At 33.6% G+C, this 14,686-nt stretch carries 15 protein-coding genes; 9 read left to right on the top strand and 6 right to left on the bottom strand.

The annotated features are described in order from the left end of the window. Positions 1-74: 74 nt before the first annotated feature. Positions 75-758: a ComF family protein gene (locus tag ACM55G_RS02765; protein ID WP_416842382.1), complete on the top strand. Its 684-nt coding sequence runs from the start codon at positions 75-77 to the stop codon at positions 756-758. 117 nt (positions 759-875) lie between these two features. Further along, positions 876-1,484 (top strand): superoxide dismutase, encoded by a 609-nt coding sequence (locus tag ACM55G_RS02760; RefSeq protein WP_416842381.1) that lies wholly within the window; start codon positions 876-878, stop codon positions 1,482-1,484. Between the two features lie 295 nt (positions 1,485-1,779). Here ACM55G_RS02760 and ACM55G_RS02755 read toward each other — a convergent pair whose 3' ends face one another. The 4 genes from ACM55G_RS02755 to ACM55G_RS02740 all read right to left on the bottom strand — a co-directional run bounded on the left by ACM55G_RS02755 (position 1,780) and on the right by ACM55G_RS02740 (position 7,000). Further along, a complete protein-coding gene (locus tag ACM55G_RS02755; protein WP_416842380.1) occupies positions 1,780-3,678 on the bottom strand; it encodes an amidophosphoribosyltransferase in 1,899 nt (632 codons plus the stop codon). 153 nt (positions 3,679-3,831) lie between these two features. Beyond that, positions 3,832-4,755 carry a PfkB family carbohydrate kinase gene (locus tag ACM55G_RS02750; protein ID WP_416842379.1) on the bottom strand — a complete coding sequence of 308 codons (924 nt, stop codon included), beginning with the start codon at positions 4,753-4,755 and terminating at the stop codon, positions 3,832-3,834. A 143-nt stretch (positions 4,756-4,898) separates the two neighbouring features. Further along, positions 4,899-5,414: an ankyrin repeat domain-containing protein gene (locus ACM55G_RS02745; RefSeq protein WP_416842378.1), complete on the bottom strand. Its 516-nt coding sequence runs from the start codon at positions 5,412-5,414 to the stop codon at positions 4,899-4,901. Positions 5,415-5,476: 62 nt separating this feature from the next. Further along, a complete protein-coding gene (locus tag ACM55G_RS02740; RefSeq protein WP_416842377.1) occupies positions 5,477-7,000 on the bottom strand; it encodes a catalase in 1,524 nt (507 codons plus the stop codon). 80 nt (positions 7,001-7,080) lie between these two features. Here ACM55G_RS02740 and ACM55G_RS02735 point away from each other — a divergent pair, with 80 nt between their 5' ends. Beyond that, the gene (locus tag ACM55G_RS02735; protein WP_416842376.1) at positions 7,081-8,037 is read left to right on the top strand and encodes a hydrogen peroxide-inducible genes activator; all 957 of its coding nucleotides are present in this window, start codon (positions 7,081-7,083) and stop codon (positions 8,035-8,037) included. Between the two features lie 3 nt (positions 8,038-8,040). Here ACM55G_RS02735 and rnhA read toward each other — a convergent pair whose 3' ends face one another. Both rnhA and purN read right to left on the bottom strand, forming a co-directional pair. Further along, positions 8,041-8,514: a ribonuclease HI gene (rnhA, locus tag ACM55G_RS02730; protein WP_416842375.1), complete on the bottom strand. Its 474-nt coding sequence runs from the start codon at positions 8,512-8,514 to the stop codon at positions 8,041-8,043. A 2-nt stretch (positions 8,515-8,516) separates the two neighbouring features. Then, on the bottom strand, positions 8,517-9,086 hold the full coding sequence (purN, locus tag ACM55G_RS02725; protein WP_416842374.1) for a phosphoribosylglycinamide formyltransferase: 570 nt from the start codon (positions 9,084-9,086) through the stop codon (positions 8,517-8,519). 174 nt (positions 9,087-9,260) lie between these two features. Here purN and ACM55G_RS02720 point away from each other — a divergent pair, with 174 nt between their 5' ends. The 6 genes from ACM55G_RS02720 to ACM55G_RS02695 all read left to right on the top strand — a co-directional run bounded on the left by ACM55G_RS02720 (position 9,261) and on the right by ACM55G_RS02695 (position 14,658). Next, complete coding sequence (locus ACM55G_RS02720) at positions 9,261-9,497, top strand: acyl carrier protein (RefSeq protein WP_007137004.1); 237 nt, start codon at positions 9,261-9,263, stop codon at positions 9,495-9,497. Between the two features lie 179 nt (positions 9,498-9,676). Then, positions 9,677-10,930, top strand: a complete 1,254-nt coding sequence (fabF, locus tag ACM55G_RS02715) for a beta-ketoacyl-ACP synthase II (RefSeq protein ID WP_416842373.1) — start codon at positions 9,677-9,679, stop codon at positions 10,928-10,930. Between the two features lie 5 nt (positions 10,931-10,935). Further along, on the top strand, positions 10,936-11,676 hold the full coding sequence (locus ACM55G_RS02710; RefSeq protein ID WP_416842372.1) for a ribonuclease III family protein: 741 nt from the start codon (positions 10,936-10,938) through the stop codon (positions 11,674-11,676). A gap of 112 nt (positions 11,677-11,788) precedes the next feature. Next, positions 11,789-12,277: an IPExxxVDY family protein gene (locus ACM55G_RS02705; protein ID WP_416842371.1), complete on the top strand. Its 489-nt coding sequence runs from the start codon at positions 11,789-11,791 to the stop codon at positions 12,275-12,277. 5 nt (positions 12,278-12,282) lie between these two features. Beyond that, positions 12,283-13,713, top strand: a complete 1,431-nt coding sequence (gene pyk, locus ACM55G_RS02700; RefSeq protein ID WP_416842370.1) for a pyruvate kinase — start codon at positions 12,283-12,285, stop codon at positions 13,711-13,713. A gap of 171 nt (positions 13,714-13,884) precedes the next feature. Then, entirely contained in the window at positions 13,885-14,658 is a 774-nt protein-coding gene (locus tag ACM55G_RS02695) for a Bax inhibitor-1/YccA family protein (protein WP_416842369.1), read from the top strand. The last annotated feature ends 28 nt before the right edge of the window (positions 14,659-14,686 follow it).

Below are 14,686 nucleotides of genomic sequence, written 5' to 3'. Positions count from 1 at the left end.
GAACTTAAAAAAAAGAAAATTATTAAAGATTGAAGCATTGATTTGTCTATTTTTATAAATAAATCCTTGATTACATGTTTGAAAGCATTATAAATCTCTTTTTTCCAAAAGTCTGTTCCGGTTGCAGTTCCTTTTTAGTAATAAACGAAAATGTAATTTGTACCGTTTGCAGACACGATATTCCGTTGACGAATCATCATTTGAATCCAGAGAATGATGCATTCAAAAAGTTTTACGGAAGAATCCCTGTACTTCATACTTCGGCATTATTTTATTTTCATAAAAAGGGAATTGTTCAAGAACTCATTCATAATTTGAAATACAAAGGACACCAAGAAATAGGAACCATTTTGGGAGAATGGTACGCCGAAGATTTAAAGAATATCCAATTATTAAAAACCGTTGATGAAATTATTCCAGTTCCATTGCATCGAAGGAAACTAAAAGAAAGAGGATACAATCAAGTGACAGCTTTTGGAAAAGCGCTTTCTTCAAGTTTAAATTTAGAATATAATGATTCGCTTTTGATTCGGAATGTGTATTCAAAAACGCAATCGAAGAAAAATTTATTGGGAAGAAGTGAAGGAATTGAAACTATTTTTGATGTTACTTTTACCGAAAAAGACCATGATAAACATTTCCTTTTAATTGATGATGTTATCACAACCGGAGCCACATTAGAAGCGTGTTCACATGCTCTATTGAAAATTCCCGGTATAAAAATCAGCATTATTTGTATGGCAATGGCTCAATCTTAATTAAAGAAAATATACAGTAACTATTTTAATGAAATTATAACAAAATAGAGTTTCCGTTTCCAAAGTTAAATGTATAAATTTGATAAAATTTTTATAAATCACTAAACAATTATAATTATGGCTTTCGAATTACCTCAATTACCTTATGCGTATGACGCATTAGAACCTTATATTGATGCGAGAACAATGGAAATTCACCATTCTAAACATCACAATGCTTACACAACCAATCTTAATGCCGCAATAGTTGGAACGGATATGGAAGGTAAGACAATTGAAAATATTTTGATTAATCTTGATATGAAAAATGCAGCTGTCCGTAACAACGGTGGTGGGTTTTACAACCATAACTTGTTTTGGGCTGTAATGACACCAAACGGTGGCGGACTTCCAACTGGGGATTTATTGGCTGCTATCGAAGCTGCTTTTGGAACTTTTGAAGAATTTAAAGCATCATTCAGCAAAGCTGGAGCTACTCAATTTGGTTCTGGATGGGCGTGGTTGTGTGTACATAAAGGCGGAAAATTGGATGTTTGTGGAACTCCAAACCAAGACAATCCTTTGATGCCAGGTGTAGGTTGTGCTGGAACTCCAATTTTAGGAATGGATGTTTGGGAACATGCTTACTATTTGCATTATCAAAACAGAAGACCAGATTATATCGAAGCTTTTTTCAATGTAATTAACTGGACTGAAGTATCTAGAAGATATGCTTTAGAGAAATAAAAATAGAATCAAGAGGAAAGAACAAGACTTCAAAAGAAATGTTGTCTTGTTTCTTTAATAAGATAAACAAAAGCGCCGATTTCAAAATTTGAAATCGGCGCTTTTGTTTATCTTATTTTTTGACTTTATTCCAATAAAAAAGGTGGAATTTCTTCCACCTTTTTTGCCCCAAATCTACCATAAACTTAACCTACTAATGTTATGGTGGTTCAAATTTATAGCAGTTTTTTAATCAAAACAAATAAATTAGACAAACAACACATAAAACCGATTAAGAACTAAATTCACTCCATTACTAGTACGCTCTAGCATCTTTTCCTTCATAAAAATTCATAAATGCTCGATTCACCACTCGGTTCCCTCCAGGTGTAGGATAATCTCCAGTGAAATACCAATCGCCTAAATTTTTAGGACAAGCAATATGTAAATCTTCTACGGTTTGGAATATTATTTTTACTTCAGCTTTAATTTCAGGAGAGCTTAACATTTCAGCAATTTTGTTTGAAACTTCTTGCGGTTGAAAAGGCTCATAAATTGCGGTTACATAGTTGACAACATCGCTGTCTATATAGTTTTCCTGTGCTTTACATTTCAAATATACTTCATCAACAATGTGATACAGGTTTCTTTCTTTTAACAATTCTAATGCTGCCTTAAATGCTACCAAACCTTCCAGTTTAGCCATATCAATTCCATAACAATCAGGATATCTAATTTGTGGTGCAGAAGAAACGATTACAATACGTTTTGGATTCAATCGATCCATCATTTTGATGATACTCATTTTCAACGTTGTACCACGTACGATACTATCATCAATAATCACCAAATTGTCTGTTGGTTTGATAACGCCATAAGTTACATCATAAACGTGGGCAACCAAGTCATCACGGCTGCTGTCCTCCGTAATAAATGTTCTTAGTTTTGCATCTTTAATCGCTACTTTCTCCGTACGGATTTTTACCGAAAGCAATTCTTGTAAGGAATCCTTAGTTAATGTATTTCTGTTTTCAAGGATGTAATTGTTCTTTCTTTGATTTAAAAAATCTTGAGCCGCTTCAACTAATCCGTAGAATGATGTTTCAGCAGTATTAGGAATATAAGAAAAAACCGTATTATCCGTATCTTCATCAATAGCTTCCAAAACAGCAGGCAAAATCAATTTTCCTAATTTTTTTCTTTCTTGATAAATTTCAGCATCGCTTCCTCTCGAGAAATAAATACGTTCAAAAGAACATGCTTTTTTAACTGTTGGAGGAAGAATCTCTTCCATTGAAACCGTACCGTTTTTCTTAATTATTAGTGCAGTCCCAGGTTCTATTTCTTGTACTTTTTCGAAAGGCACATTGAAAACGGTTTGTATAACCGGTCTTTCAGAAGCAACAACGACAACTTCATCATCCTGATAAAAATAAGCCGGACGTATCCCTGCAGGATCTCTAAACACAAATGAATCTCCGTGTCCTAAAAGTCCCGCCATAGCATAACCTCCATCTAAATTTTTAGAAGAACGTCTCAAAATTTTAGCAATATCTAAGCGCTCTGCAATTACAGGAGAAGCTTCTCTTTTAGACAAACCTTCTTCCTTACAATCTTGATACAACTGCATCACTTCTTTGTCTAGAAAATGTCCGATTTTTTCCATAACCGTAACCGTATCTGCCATTTCCTTTGGATGCTGGCCCAGTTCTACTAAGTTTTGAAAAAGTTCTTTTACATTGGTCATATTAAAATTTCCGGCCAATATCAAATTTCGATGCATCCAATTGCTTTGACGCAAAAATGGATGAACGCTTTCGATACTATTTTTTCCAAAAGTTCCGTAACGCACATGTCCCAAAAACAACTCCCCTATGTAAGGAATATTTTCTTTTTGAAGTACAACATCATCCGCATATTCAGGATGAGCTGCCATCTCTTCATTTATTCTTTCATTTATTTGTTTAAATACATCTTGAATGGGCTGAGAATGATTTGATCGCACGCGACTTATGTATCGCTCACCGGGTTCAACATCCATTTTAATACTTGCAAAACCAGCTCCATCCTGCCCGCGATTGTGTTGCTTTTCCATAAGGAGATACATTTTTTGTATTCCGTAGAAAGCCGATCCGTACTTCTCTTTGTAAAATTCAAGCGGTTTGAGTAGTCTAACTAGTGCTATTCCACATTCGTGTTGTAAAGCGTCGCTCATTGTGTTGTTGTTTGTTGTTGTGTTTGTTGATTTTAATACTTAACACTAATTATTATGCTCTAAAATATCATCCATAATTATACCAAAAATTAAATCGTGTAATTTCTTGCCAAATTTATTTATAAAAAAACCCCGTTTCCGAGGTTTCATGCATTATAATTCTATATCAAATTGTGTCAATGACTTGAATTGTTTCAGTCTTGACAGCACTTCGTCTTTATCTAAATCAATCATTCGGTCTGTTCCAAATTTCTCCACACTAAAGGATGCTAAATTAGAACCGAATATAACCGCATTTTTCATATTTTCAAAAGAGATATTTTCACTTTGAGTTAAATATCCCGCAAAACCTCCTGCAAAAGTATCTCCTGCTCCTGTTGGATCAAAAACTTCTTCTAATGGTAAGGCTGGTGCAAAGAAAACTTCTTTATTATGAAACAAAAGTGCTCCGTGCTCTCCTTTTTTAATTACTACGTATTTAGGTCCCATCTTCTGGATCTTTGCCGCCGCTTTCACTAAAGAATATTCTCCCGAAAGTTGTCTTGCTTCTTCATCATTGATTGTAATTACGTCAACACGCTTCATCACATCCAATAATTCTGGTAAAGCACAATCCATCCAAAAATTCATAGTGTCGAGCACTACCAACTTTGGTTTCGTTTCCATTTGGTCAATTACACTACTTTGTACCAACGGATGCAAATTTCCTAGCATCACTATATCGGCATTTTTAAAATCCTGAGGAACCTTTGGTTGAAAATCACCCAAAACATTAAGTTCCGTTGCCAATGTATCTCTTGAATTCAAATCATTATGGTAAAGACCGCTCCAAAAAAAAGTTTTCCCACCTTTTACCACTTCAAGTCCCGAAATGTCAATATTTCTGGCTGTTAATAAATCTAAATATTCTTGTGGAAAATCATCGCCAACTACAGAAACTATGGCTGATTGTAAATTAAAAAAAGAAGCCGAAATTCCTATATAAGGTGCCGCTCCACCTAAAATTTTATCAGTCTTGCCAAAAGGCGTTTCTATGGCATCAAAAGCAACACTTCCAACAATTAATAATTTATTCATTTTATGAGTTTCGAATTAAGGCGCAAAGATAGTTTATAAGTTGTAAAATTGCAACGGGTCTAAATTGTAAAGTTTTGCTAATTTAAATCTTAAATAATAAAAAATCTCATTTTTTACAATCTACAGATTTAATCAAAATTTCTTTATTTTAACAAGGAAATAATAGCCTCATTTTCTTGATTCACTGCATAGTCCAATGCCGTTTTTCCAAAAACATCCTTTTGTTGCGTATTAATTTTATATTTCAACAAAATTTCCGCACATTTTACCTGTCCAAAAGTTGCAGCAAAAAATAACGCATTGGCATTATTATAATTTACTAAGTCTGGACTTGCTTGGTGTACCAACAACAATTCTGTTAGCGAAGAATACCCTTTGAAACAAGCGCCCATCAAAGCGGAATTACCCGAAGGATCCTGAATATCTAAATTTGCTTTTTGCGAAATCAAATACGCTGCAACCTCATAATTATTATTGTAAACGGACAGAATAAGCAAACTATAACCGGAGGAATTTAATACGTTTATATCACTTCCTTCCTTTATAAATTTTTCAATCGTTTTTAAATCATTCGTTCTTGCCGCTTCAAAAACAGCTGTGTTTTGTGCATTCAAAAAACCAGAAATTAGAATCAATAGAGTGAAAATTATTTTTTTCATATTTTTTTAAATAATAAGTAAAGGAGCGTTAAAAACGCTCCTTTATTAAATCTTGCTTACAATTATTGCATCATCAAAGATTCTAATTCTTTACGATCCATTTTAAGCTCTTTTGCTAATCGCATTCCGTATTCTCTATCCGCTTGGTAAAAATGGGCAATCATTTTAGCAACAATTACTTTATTTTTTACTTGTTTTAAAGCTCCAGATAAATTATAAATTAATGCATCTTGATCTTTCTTAGAAAAAGAACGGTATAAATCGCCCGCTTGAGCAAAATCATTTGGTTTCGAAATTTTTGACTGTACTGTTGTTACGTTTGCAAATTCTGATTTTGAATATTTGAATTTTGCATCATCCTTTACCTCCGGTTTATTTGTTGAAGGCTGATAATTTACATCACCTGTTTGAGGGCGCAACGACATATACCCATTTTCATTGTAGGTGTTTACTCCATCTTTAGGCATATTTACTGGAATTTGTTGAAAATTACCTCCTAAACGATGGCGTTGTGTATCCGAATATGAAAACAATCTCCCTTGTAATAATTTATCTTCCGAAGGCTCAATTCCCGGAACCAAAATTGCTGGCGAAAAAGCAGCTTGCTCTATTTGTTGAAAATAATTGGAAGGATTTTGATTCAAAGTCATCGTACCCACTTTGATCAGTTTAGCAATTTTTTCAGGCCAAATTTTAGTAGGATCAACGGCATTAAAATCTAAAGCCAAAAAATCTTCTTTTTTCAACATTTGAACATACAAATCCCATTTTGGGAAATTCCCTTTTTCAATTTCATTACGCAAATCCAAAGTAGCATGTTCAATTTGTGTGGATTGAATTGCATTGGCTTCAGCTTGCGATAAATTACGCACTTCTTGTTGCGGAATCCATTTGTATTTTACATAGGTAACTTCGCCTTTCGCATTTACCCATTTGTACGCATGCACTCCATTACCTTCCATTTGGCGAAAATTCGCTGGGATTCCATAATCAGAAAATACCCAAGTTAACATGTGTGTTGATTCTGGCACATTTGAAAAGAAATCAAATACCCGATTCGGATCTGAAGCACCATTTGTTATTGGAGAAGGCTTAAAGGCATGAACCATGTCCGGAAACTTCATTGCATCACGGATGAAGAAAACTGGCAAGTTGTTTCCTACTAAATCATAATTCCCTTGTTCTGTATAAAATTTAACAGCAAAACCTCGAGGATCACGATACGTTTCAGGAGAACCGGCTTGATGCGTTACAGTTGAAAAACGAACCAACAATGGGGTTTTTTTACCTGCTTTATTTAAGAAATCTGCCATCGTAACATCCGAAAAATCAGAGACTGCAACAAATTCTCCAAAAGCACCAGTTCCGCGAGCATGAACCACTCTTTCCGGGATACGTTCACGGTCAAAGGCAGCTAATTTTTCAATCAAATGTATATCTTCCAGCAGGACTTGTCCATCTTGCCCTATTGTTTTTGAATTTTGATTGTCTCCTACTGGAGCTCCAGAATTTGTTGTTAATGTTTGACCAAATGTTAGCTGAGTTATCAACATTGCTATTGATAAGACTAATGCTTTTTGTTTCATAAGACTATTTTATTTATTAATTAATGCAAAAATATCGACAAAAAACATATTGACATAACTGAAAGTTTATATCTTTGTCATTGACAACATCTATATACATGAATATCCAACAATTAGAATATATAATCGCTGTAGATCGATTGAAAAATTTTACAAAAGCTGCTGAGTATTGCAATGTCACACAAGCAACATTAAGCACGATGGTCAAAAAACTAGAGGCAGAGCTTGAAATAATTATTTTTGACCGAAAGAAAAATCCAACTGAGACTACCGAAATTGGAATGGAAACTGTTGAAAACGCAAAAAAAGTAGTTCTTCACAGCCAGCTTTTAAAAGACAATGCCAAAAAGACTAATGGAAAAATCGAGGGGAAGATTAGAATTGGAATCATCCCGACAATAGCAAACTCTTTACTGCCAAAAATCATAAAACCTATTTTAGAAAACTTCCCTGACTTAAAATTAGAAATTTCAGAACAAACAACTAAATCTATTACAAAACAGCTGAAAGAAGGGCAACTTGATATGGGAATTGTTGCTACCCCATTAAATGATACCGAAATTGAAGATATCGTCTTGTTTTATGAGACTTTAATGGTGTATGGCGACATTGATCCGGTGCAAAACTATGTTTTACCCGATGAAATTAGAAATCATAAAATCTGGCTTTTGGAGGAAGGTCATTGCCTTAGAGAACAATTTATTAAATTATGCTCTTTAAAGAAAAAAGAAAAAATGGTCGAAAATTTAAAATTAGAAGCAAGTTCGTTTGATACTTTATTGAATATGATTGACGAATTTGGCGGATTAACTTTAATTCCTGAATTATATTACAACACCCTTTCCTCCGAAAGAAAAAAACAAGTCAGTTTTTTTAATGCACCCATTCCGGTTCGCGAAATGAGTATTATTTATCATCGCCCCTATGCAAAAATTAGAACAATTGAAGCGCTCGCCAACATTATACACAGTACAATAAATAAAGATTTGATCTCAAATAAATACAAAAAAAGCGAATTAGCAATTACTCAAATATAATACTTACTCACTCGTACTTTCATAAAAAGTATCTATCGAAAGTTGCTTTTGCATCGAAGCCATAACTGCCAACTGGTCACATCTTTCATTTTGAACATGATTATTATGTCCTTTTATCCATTTGAAATTGACTTTATGTTTTCTATAAATAACCAGAAAACGTTTCCACAAATCAGAATTTTTCCTACCAACAAACCCTTTTTTTTCCCAACCTAAAACCCACTTTTTCTCCACGGAATCCACCACATATTTAGAGTCCGAAACCACTAAAACTCGGGTATTTGAATTTTTTAATTTTTCAAGTCCCACAATTACTGCCAGCAATTCCATTCTATTATTAGTGGTATGACGAAAACCCTCATAGAATTCCTTTTTATAAGGCTTGCCTACCCATTCCATCACAACTCCATAACCACCGGGGCCCGGATTTCCTTTAGCAGCACCATCTGTATAAATATGCACGTCGTGAGTATTCAAAATTATAAATTATGATTTAACAGTTTTTCAATAACTTCCGGAAAATGTTTCTGCTCCAATTCATGAATTTTTTCAGCAACTTCTTCTGGAGTCTCATCACCTGATAAGACTACATTTTTTTGAAAAAGAATATTCCCTTCATCATAATTTTCATTTACATAATGAACGGTAATTCCGGTTTCTTTTTCTTTATTCCCAACAATTGCTCTATGAATATGCATACCATACATCCCTTTCCCACCGTATTTTGGTAACAATGCAGGATGAATATTTATTATCTTATCAGGATATTTCGCAATAATATTATCCGGAAATTTTAACAAAAACCCCGCTAAAACAATTAAATCAGGCTGGATATTATTTATTATTTGTAATACTTTACTTTCATTTAATTCTTCTTTTGAGAAAATACTAGTTGAAATCCCATAATTTCTGGCTCTTTCAATCACTTTAGCATTTGGGTTGTTTGTAAACACCGCTTCAACTCTTGCAATTTCAGTTTCAGCAAAATACTTGATAATATTTTCAGCGTTAGTCCCCGATCCAGAGGCAAAAATCACTATTTTTTTCATAAACTAACAATTTTAATTACGCAAAAAAAGGCATAAAAAATGAAATTAAATAACATTCAGAAACCTTTATCAAATATATTTTATAAATTAGATCTCACATTTATTAACTAAATAGTTGTTTTCAAATAAAGTTTTTTATTTTTGCCAACAAATTAAATTCTAAAATTAAAGATTATGTCAGACATTGCATCAAGAGTAAAAGCGATTATCGTAGACAAATTAGGTGTTGACGAAAACGAAGTTGTAACAGAAGCAAGCTTCACTAATGATTTAGGAGCTGACTCATTAGACACTGTTGAGCTTATTATGGAATTCGAAAAAGAATTTGACATTCAAATTCCAGACGATCAAGCAGAAAACATTGCTACTGTAGGTCAAGCAATCTCTTATATAGAGGAAGCTAAAAAATAATAAATTTTACACCCGTTTGCAATCCTGTAAGCGGGTGTTATTATTTTTTAAAAAATTAAATTCGAGATTGAACTTCAATCAAAATATATTTATTGTAATACCCATGGCTCTTTTGTAGGAATAATACAATAAAGAAAGCATGGGTTTTATTTGTTTAAAGATAACAAAATAAAGAATTTATGGTATTAAGACGAGTTGTTGTAACAGGTTTAGGCGCTCTTACTCCTATTGGGAATAATATTGAAGAGTATTGGAACGGCCTCATTAACGGGATTAGTGGAGCAGCACCAATTACTTATTTTGATGCTTCAAAATTTAAAACACAATTTGCATGCGAATTGAAAAATTTTAATGCCGAAGATTTCTTAGATAGAAAAGAAGCCAGAAAAATGGACCGCTATGCACAATATGCTATGGTTGCATCTGATGAAGCTGTACTTGATGCTGGTTTCAATTTTGAAAAATTAGATAAAGACAGAGTGGGTGTGATATGGGGATCTGGAATTGGAGGATTAGAAACTTTTCAAATAGAAGTTCTTAATTTCGCTGCTGGTGACGGAACACCAAAATTCAATCCTTTCTTCATCCCTAAAATGATTGCCGATATAGCTGGTGGTCATATTTCAATAAAATATGGCTTTAGAGGACCCAATTTCACAACTGTTTCAGCTTGTGCTTCTTCTACAAATGCTATTATTGATGCTTTTAATTACATAAGATTAGGTCATGCAGATGCTATGGTTACAGGTGGTTCTGAAGCTGCGGTAACTATTGCTGGAATGGGTGGATTTAATGCCATGCATGCTCTATCTACAAGAAATGATGATCCAAAAACAGCCTCAAGGCCAATGGATAAAGACAGAGATGGATTTATTCTAGGTGAAGGAGCTGGTGCTCTTGTCCTTGAAGAATACGAACATGCTATAGCTCGTGGCGCAAAAATTTATTGTGAAATTGGTGGTGGCGGCATGTCAGCGGATGCACATCATATCACAGCTCCGCATCCTGAAGGATTAGGTGCTAAAAATGTAATGCTTAATTGCTTAAGAGACGCAGGTTTACAAGCAAGTGATGTTGATGGTGTAAACATGCACGGAACATCTACTCCTCTTGGAGACATGGCGGAGTCTAAAGCTATTTTACATGTTTTTGGAGAGCATGCCTATACCATGAATTTGAATTCAACCAAATCAATGACAGGCCATTTACTTGGTGCTGCCGGGGCAATTGAAACTATTTCTTCAATTCTTTCGATGAAATACGGAATAGTACCCCCTACAATAAATCATTTTACTAATGATGAAAGTATTGACAGTAAATTGAATTTCACTTTTAATGTTCCTCAAAAAAGAGAAATGAATGTTGTCATGAGTAATACTTTTGGTTTTGGAGGACACAATGCTTGTGTATTAGTGAAAAAATTAGACATCTAAATTATATGCGTATAATTAGAAAAATATTTTCGAAATCCCGTTCTCCAGAAGACGGGATTTTTTTTGATTCTATCCAGAAAATTTTGGGTTTCGCGCCAATCAATTTAAATTATTATAAAAAAGCCTTCACACACCGTTCCTCAAATCGACTTGACGTTTTAGGAAATCCTATCAACTACGAACGACTGGAATTTTTAGGAGATGCTATGCTAAGTGCTGTAATCGCGGCTCATTTATTCAGCAAAGCGCCTGCTGGAGACGAAGGCTATCTCACTAAAATGCGTTCAAAAATTGTAAGTAGGGACCACTTGAACGAATTAGGAAAGGATTTAAATCTAGTTCAATACATAGAGAGCAAAGTGCCGTTACAACATTTTGGCGAAAACATACATGGGAATATCTTCGAATCGCTAGTGGGAGCAATCTATTTAGACAGAGGGTATGTCTACTGTGAAAAATTCATTCAGAAAAGAGTTATCATTCCCTATGTAGATATTGCCAGACTGGAAGGAAAGGTAATTAGCTATAAGAGTTTAGTTATAGAATGGTGTCAAAAAGAGAAGAAAGTATTTCATTATGATATTTTTGAAGACAATGCAATAGACGGACAACGCTTGTTTGGGGTTAAACTTAGCATCGATGATAAAGTAATTGCAAGAGCAAGGGCAACTTCAAAAAAGAAAGCAGAAGAAAAAGCATCCCAACGTGCTTATTTTGCATTTCAAGAAAAAATGGATAGAAAATAACATCAAATCCTTAAACCTATAACGTTTTCGTTGATAAATTAACACAAACATCTTATTTAGGTAGTCTAAACTTCGATAGAAATACTATATTTACAACTTATTTTTTCATGAAATGGCTATTCATAAACTGGATCTTGGAGAATTTGACGAAATAGATTATTATCTAATTGCTATTCACACTTCATTAGAAGATTATAGATTGGCTTTTTTTATTAATCAATTATTGCCAATAAATCTAAGCAAAAGCAAGAATGAAATCCAAATTAATATAGAAGAAGGGGAAACAAAATTTTCTAGATTCTTTTATTATGATAATAAAAAAGCAATCACCTGGAATTTGATTCAAAATAAAAATGAGGTTATTCAATATAAAAAAGGAATTAAGCAAAATTTATTTTCAAATGTTACAATGGAAGTGGCAACAAAAGTCTTTTTACTTCCTGAGTTTAAAAAAGTAGATTATTTCTTAAAAATAGAAAATATTGAAGACACAACGAGCGTATCAACAATACAGACTATATTAAATAAAATCGATAATATAGCTACACTTTATACCGTAGATATAAATCAAATCAAATCAAAAAACAATTTAATTTTTTAATACCAATGCTTACAAACAAAAAAACTAAAATTGTAGCCACACTTGGGCCTGCATGTAGTACAAGAGAAATCATAAAAGACATGATTGACGCAGGTGTAAATGTATTTAGAGTAAATTTTTCACATGCTGACTACGAAGATGTAAAAGAAAAAATAAATCTGATACGCGGTCTAAATGAAGAGTTTGGTTACACAACTGCAATCCTTGGAGATTTACAAGGACCTAAACTTCGCGTAGGAGTTATGGAGGAAGGGGTTGTTGTAAAAGACGGAGACTTAATTACATTTACTACAGCTGAAGACATTCTTGGAACTGCAAAAAAAGTATTCATGAAATACCAAAACTTTCCAAATGATGTAAATCCAGGAGAAAGAATTTTGCTAGATGATGGAAAACTTATTTTTGAAATCGTTGAGACCGATAAAAAATCAGAAGTTATAGCAAGAGTAATTCAAGGTGGTGAATTGAAATCTAAAAAAGGAGTAAATTTACCTAACACAAAAATATCTCTTCCTGCAATGACTGAGAAAGATATTGCTGATGCTATTTTTGCTATTGGGCAAAATGTGGATTGGATCGCACTATCATTTGTAAAAACACCAAGAGATTTACAAGACTTACAGGAATTAATTGCAGAACATTCCGAATATAAAATTCCAATTATTGCCAAAATAGAAATGCCGGAAGCATTAGAAAATATTGACAAAATTGTTGCTTATTGTGATGCTTTAATGGTTGCTCGTGGAGATTTAGGAGTTGAACTTCCTGCGCATGAAGTACCGTTAGTTCAAAAAGAATTGATTCGCAGAGCCAAAACAGCTCGTATTCCGGTTATCGTTGCTACGCAAATGATGGAAACAATGATCACTTCTCTTACACCAACACGTGCTGAGGTGAATGACGTTGCCAATTCAGTTATGGATGGTGCTGATGCTGTAATGCTTTCCGGAGAAACTGCCACTGGAAATTATCCGGTTCAAGTAATCCAAAAAATGACTCAAATCATTGAAGCAGTTGAGGATTCTCCGCTTATTCAAGTACCACAAAATACGCCACAGATAAAAACAAAACGTTTTATTACAAAAACAATTTGTCATCATGCTGCAACTATGGCTAATGTTATCAAAGCAAAAGCAATTTGTACCTTGACGAATAGTGGTTATACTGCTTTCCAAATTTCGGCTTGGAGACCAAATTCACATATTTTAGTTTTTACATCTAATAAAAGAATCCTTACACAACTGAATTTATTATGGGGTGTAAAATCTTTCTTCTATGAGAAAACAGTAAGTACTGATGATACGGTAACTGACATTAACGAAATCGTTAAACAAAAAGGTTTTGTACAAAAAGGAGATTTTCTTATCAATTTAGCAGCAATGCCTATAAAAGAAAAAGGAATGGTGAACACCTTGAGAGTTTCTGAAATAGAATAGTTTAAGTTCTTAAATATATTAAATCCGTCCCGTTATCAAACTGGACGGATTTTTTTTGATTATTTAAAAAAAACTTTACATCTCTATTTTTCATTGGAAAAAAATTAAGAACAATTAAACATTCTTCTGCAAAATAAAATTTATATTTGAGGAACAATAATCGCAGCTATTATGAATTTCAATTCGAAAAATCCATTTTTAAATAATAAAACTTTTTCGTCAACAGCAGTTTCAAGAAAAGACGAAGTGCATCAAGCAACTCTAATTGATTACAATCAAGAAATGACTTTGTCAGGAACTATCAATAAGAGTTTAATTCTATTTTTACTTCTTACGGCATCCGCAATGGTAATTTGGTGGATGACTTTTAATGGCATGAATCCAATGGTTCCGGCAATAGGCGGTGCTATTGTAGGACTTATTCTAGTCGTTATTTCTGCTTTCAAACCGCAATTTTCGCCGTATTTAGCTCCTGGATATGCCTTATTCGAAGGGTTATTCATCGGTGGAATTTCGGCAATATTTGAAGCTATGTATCCCGGAATTGTGATTCAAGCCGTTGGGGCAACTTTTGTAACGTTCATGGTTTGCTTAGGTTTGTATAAATATAAAATCGTAAAAGTAACAGAACAGTTTAAGTCAGTTGTTGTGGCAGCCACACTTGCCATTGCGACTTATTATTTGATCTCTTGGTTGTTTTCGATGTTTACCAGCTTTGTCCCTGTACATTATGGCAACTCGATGATGAGTATCGGAATCAGTGTTTTTGTAATTGTAATTGCCGCTTTAAATCTGTTTTTGGATTTTGATCGAATCGAAAAAGGAGTAGAACAAAAAATGCCAAAATACATGGAATGGTATGGCGCCATGGGATTAATGATTACACTGGTTTGGTTGTATATAGAATTTTTAAGATTGTTATCTAAGTTGAACAGTAAAAACTAAGACTACTATAAGAATATTGAATAATGAA

This window comes from Flavobacterium algoriphilum, assembly GCF_048158655.1.
GTDB lineage: Bacteria > Bacteroidota > Bacteroidia > Flavobacteriales > Flavobacteriaceae > Flavobacterium > Flavobacterium algoriphilum.
This window is presented reverse-complemented; position numbering and strand designations above follow the sequence as displayed.

Excerpts from the sequence above, each read along its gene's own strand:
- ACM55G_RS02765 (WP_416842382.1), top strand. The coding sequence starts at position 75 with ATGTTTGAAAGCATTATAAATCTCTTTTTTCCAAAAGTCTGTTCCGGT.
- ACM55G_RS02760 (WP_416842381.1), top strand. The coding sequence starts at position 876 with ATGGCTTTCGAATTACCTCAATTACCTTATGCGTATGACGCATTAGAA.
- ACM55G_RS02755 (WP_416842380.1), bottom strand. The coding sequence starts at position 3,678 with ATGAGCGACGCTTTACAACACGAATGTGGAATAGCACTAGTTAGACTA.
- ACM55G_RS02750 (WP_416842379.1), bottom strand. The coding sequence starts at position 4,755 with ATGAATAAATTATTAATTGTTGGAAGTGTTGCTTTTGATGCCATAGAA.
- ACM55G_RS02745 (WP_416842378.1), bottom strand. The coding sequence starts at position 5,414 with ATGAAAAAAATAATTTTCACTCTATTGATTCTAATTTCTGGTTTTTTG.
- ACM55G_RS02740 (WP_416842377.1), bottom strand. The coding sequence starts at position 7,000 with ATGAAACAAAAAGCATTAGTCTTATCAATAGCAATGTTGATAACTCAG.
- purN (WP_416842374.1), bottom strand. The coding sequence starts at position 9,086 with ATGAAAAAAATAGTGATTTTTGCCTCTGGATCGGGGACTAACGCTGAA.
- ACM55G_RS02720 (WP_007137004.1), top strand. The coding sequence starts at position 9,261 with ATGTCAGACATTGCATCAAGAGTAAAAGCGATTATCGTAGACAAATTA.
- fabF (WP_416842373.1), top strand. The coding sequence starts at position 9,677 with ATGGTATTAAGACGAGTTGTTGTAACAGGTTTAGGCGCTCTTACTCCT.
- ACM55G_RS02710 (WP_416842372.1), top strand. The coding sequence starts at position 10,936 with ATGCGTATAATTAGAAAAATATTTTCGAAATCCCGTTCTCCAGAAGAC.
- ACM55G_RS02705 (WP_416842371.1), top strand. The coding sequence starts at position 11,789 with ATGGCTATTCATAAACTGGATCTTGGAGAATTTGACGAAATAGATTAT.
- pyk (WP_416842370.1), top strand. The coding sequence starts at position 12,283 with ATGCTTACAAACAAAAAAACTAAAATTGTAGCCACACTTGGGCCTGCA.
- ACM55G_RS02695 (WP_416842369.1), top strand. The coding sequence starts at position 13,885 with ATGAATTTCAATTCGAAAAATCCATTTTTAAATAATAAAACTTTTTCG.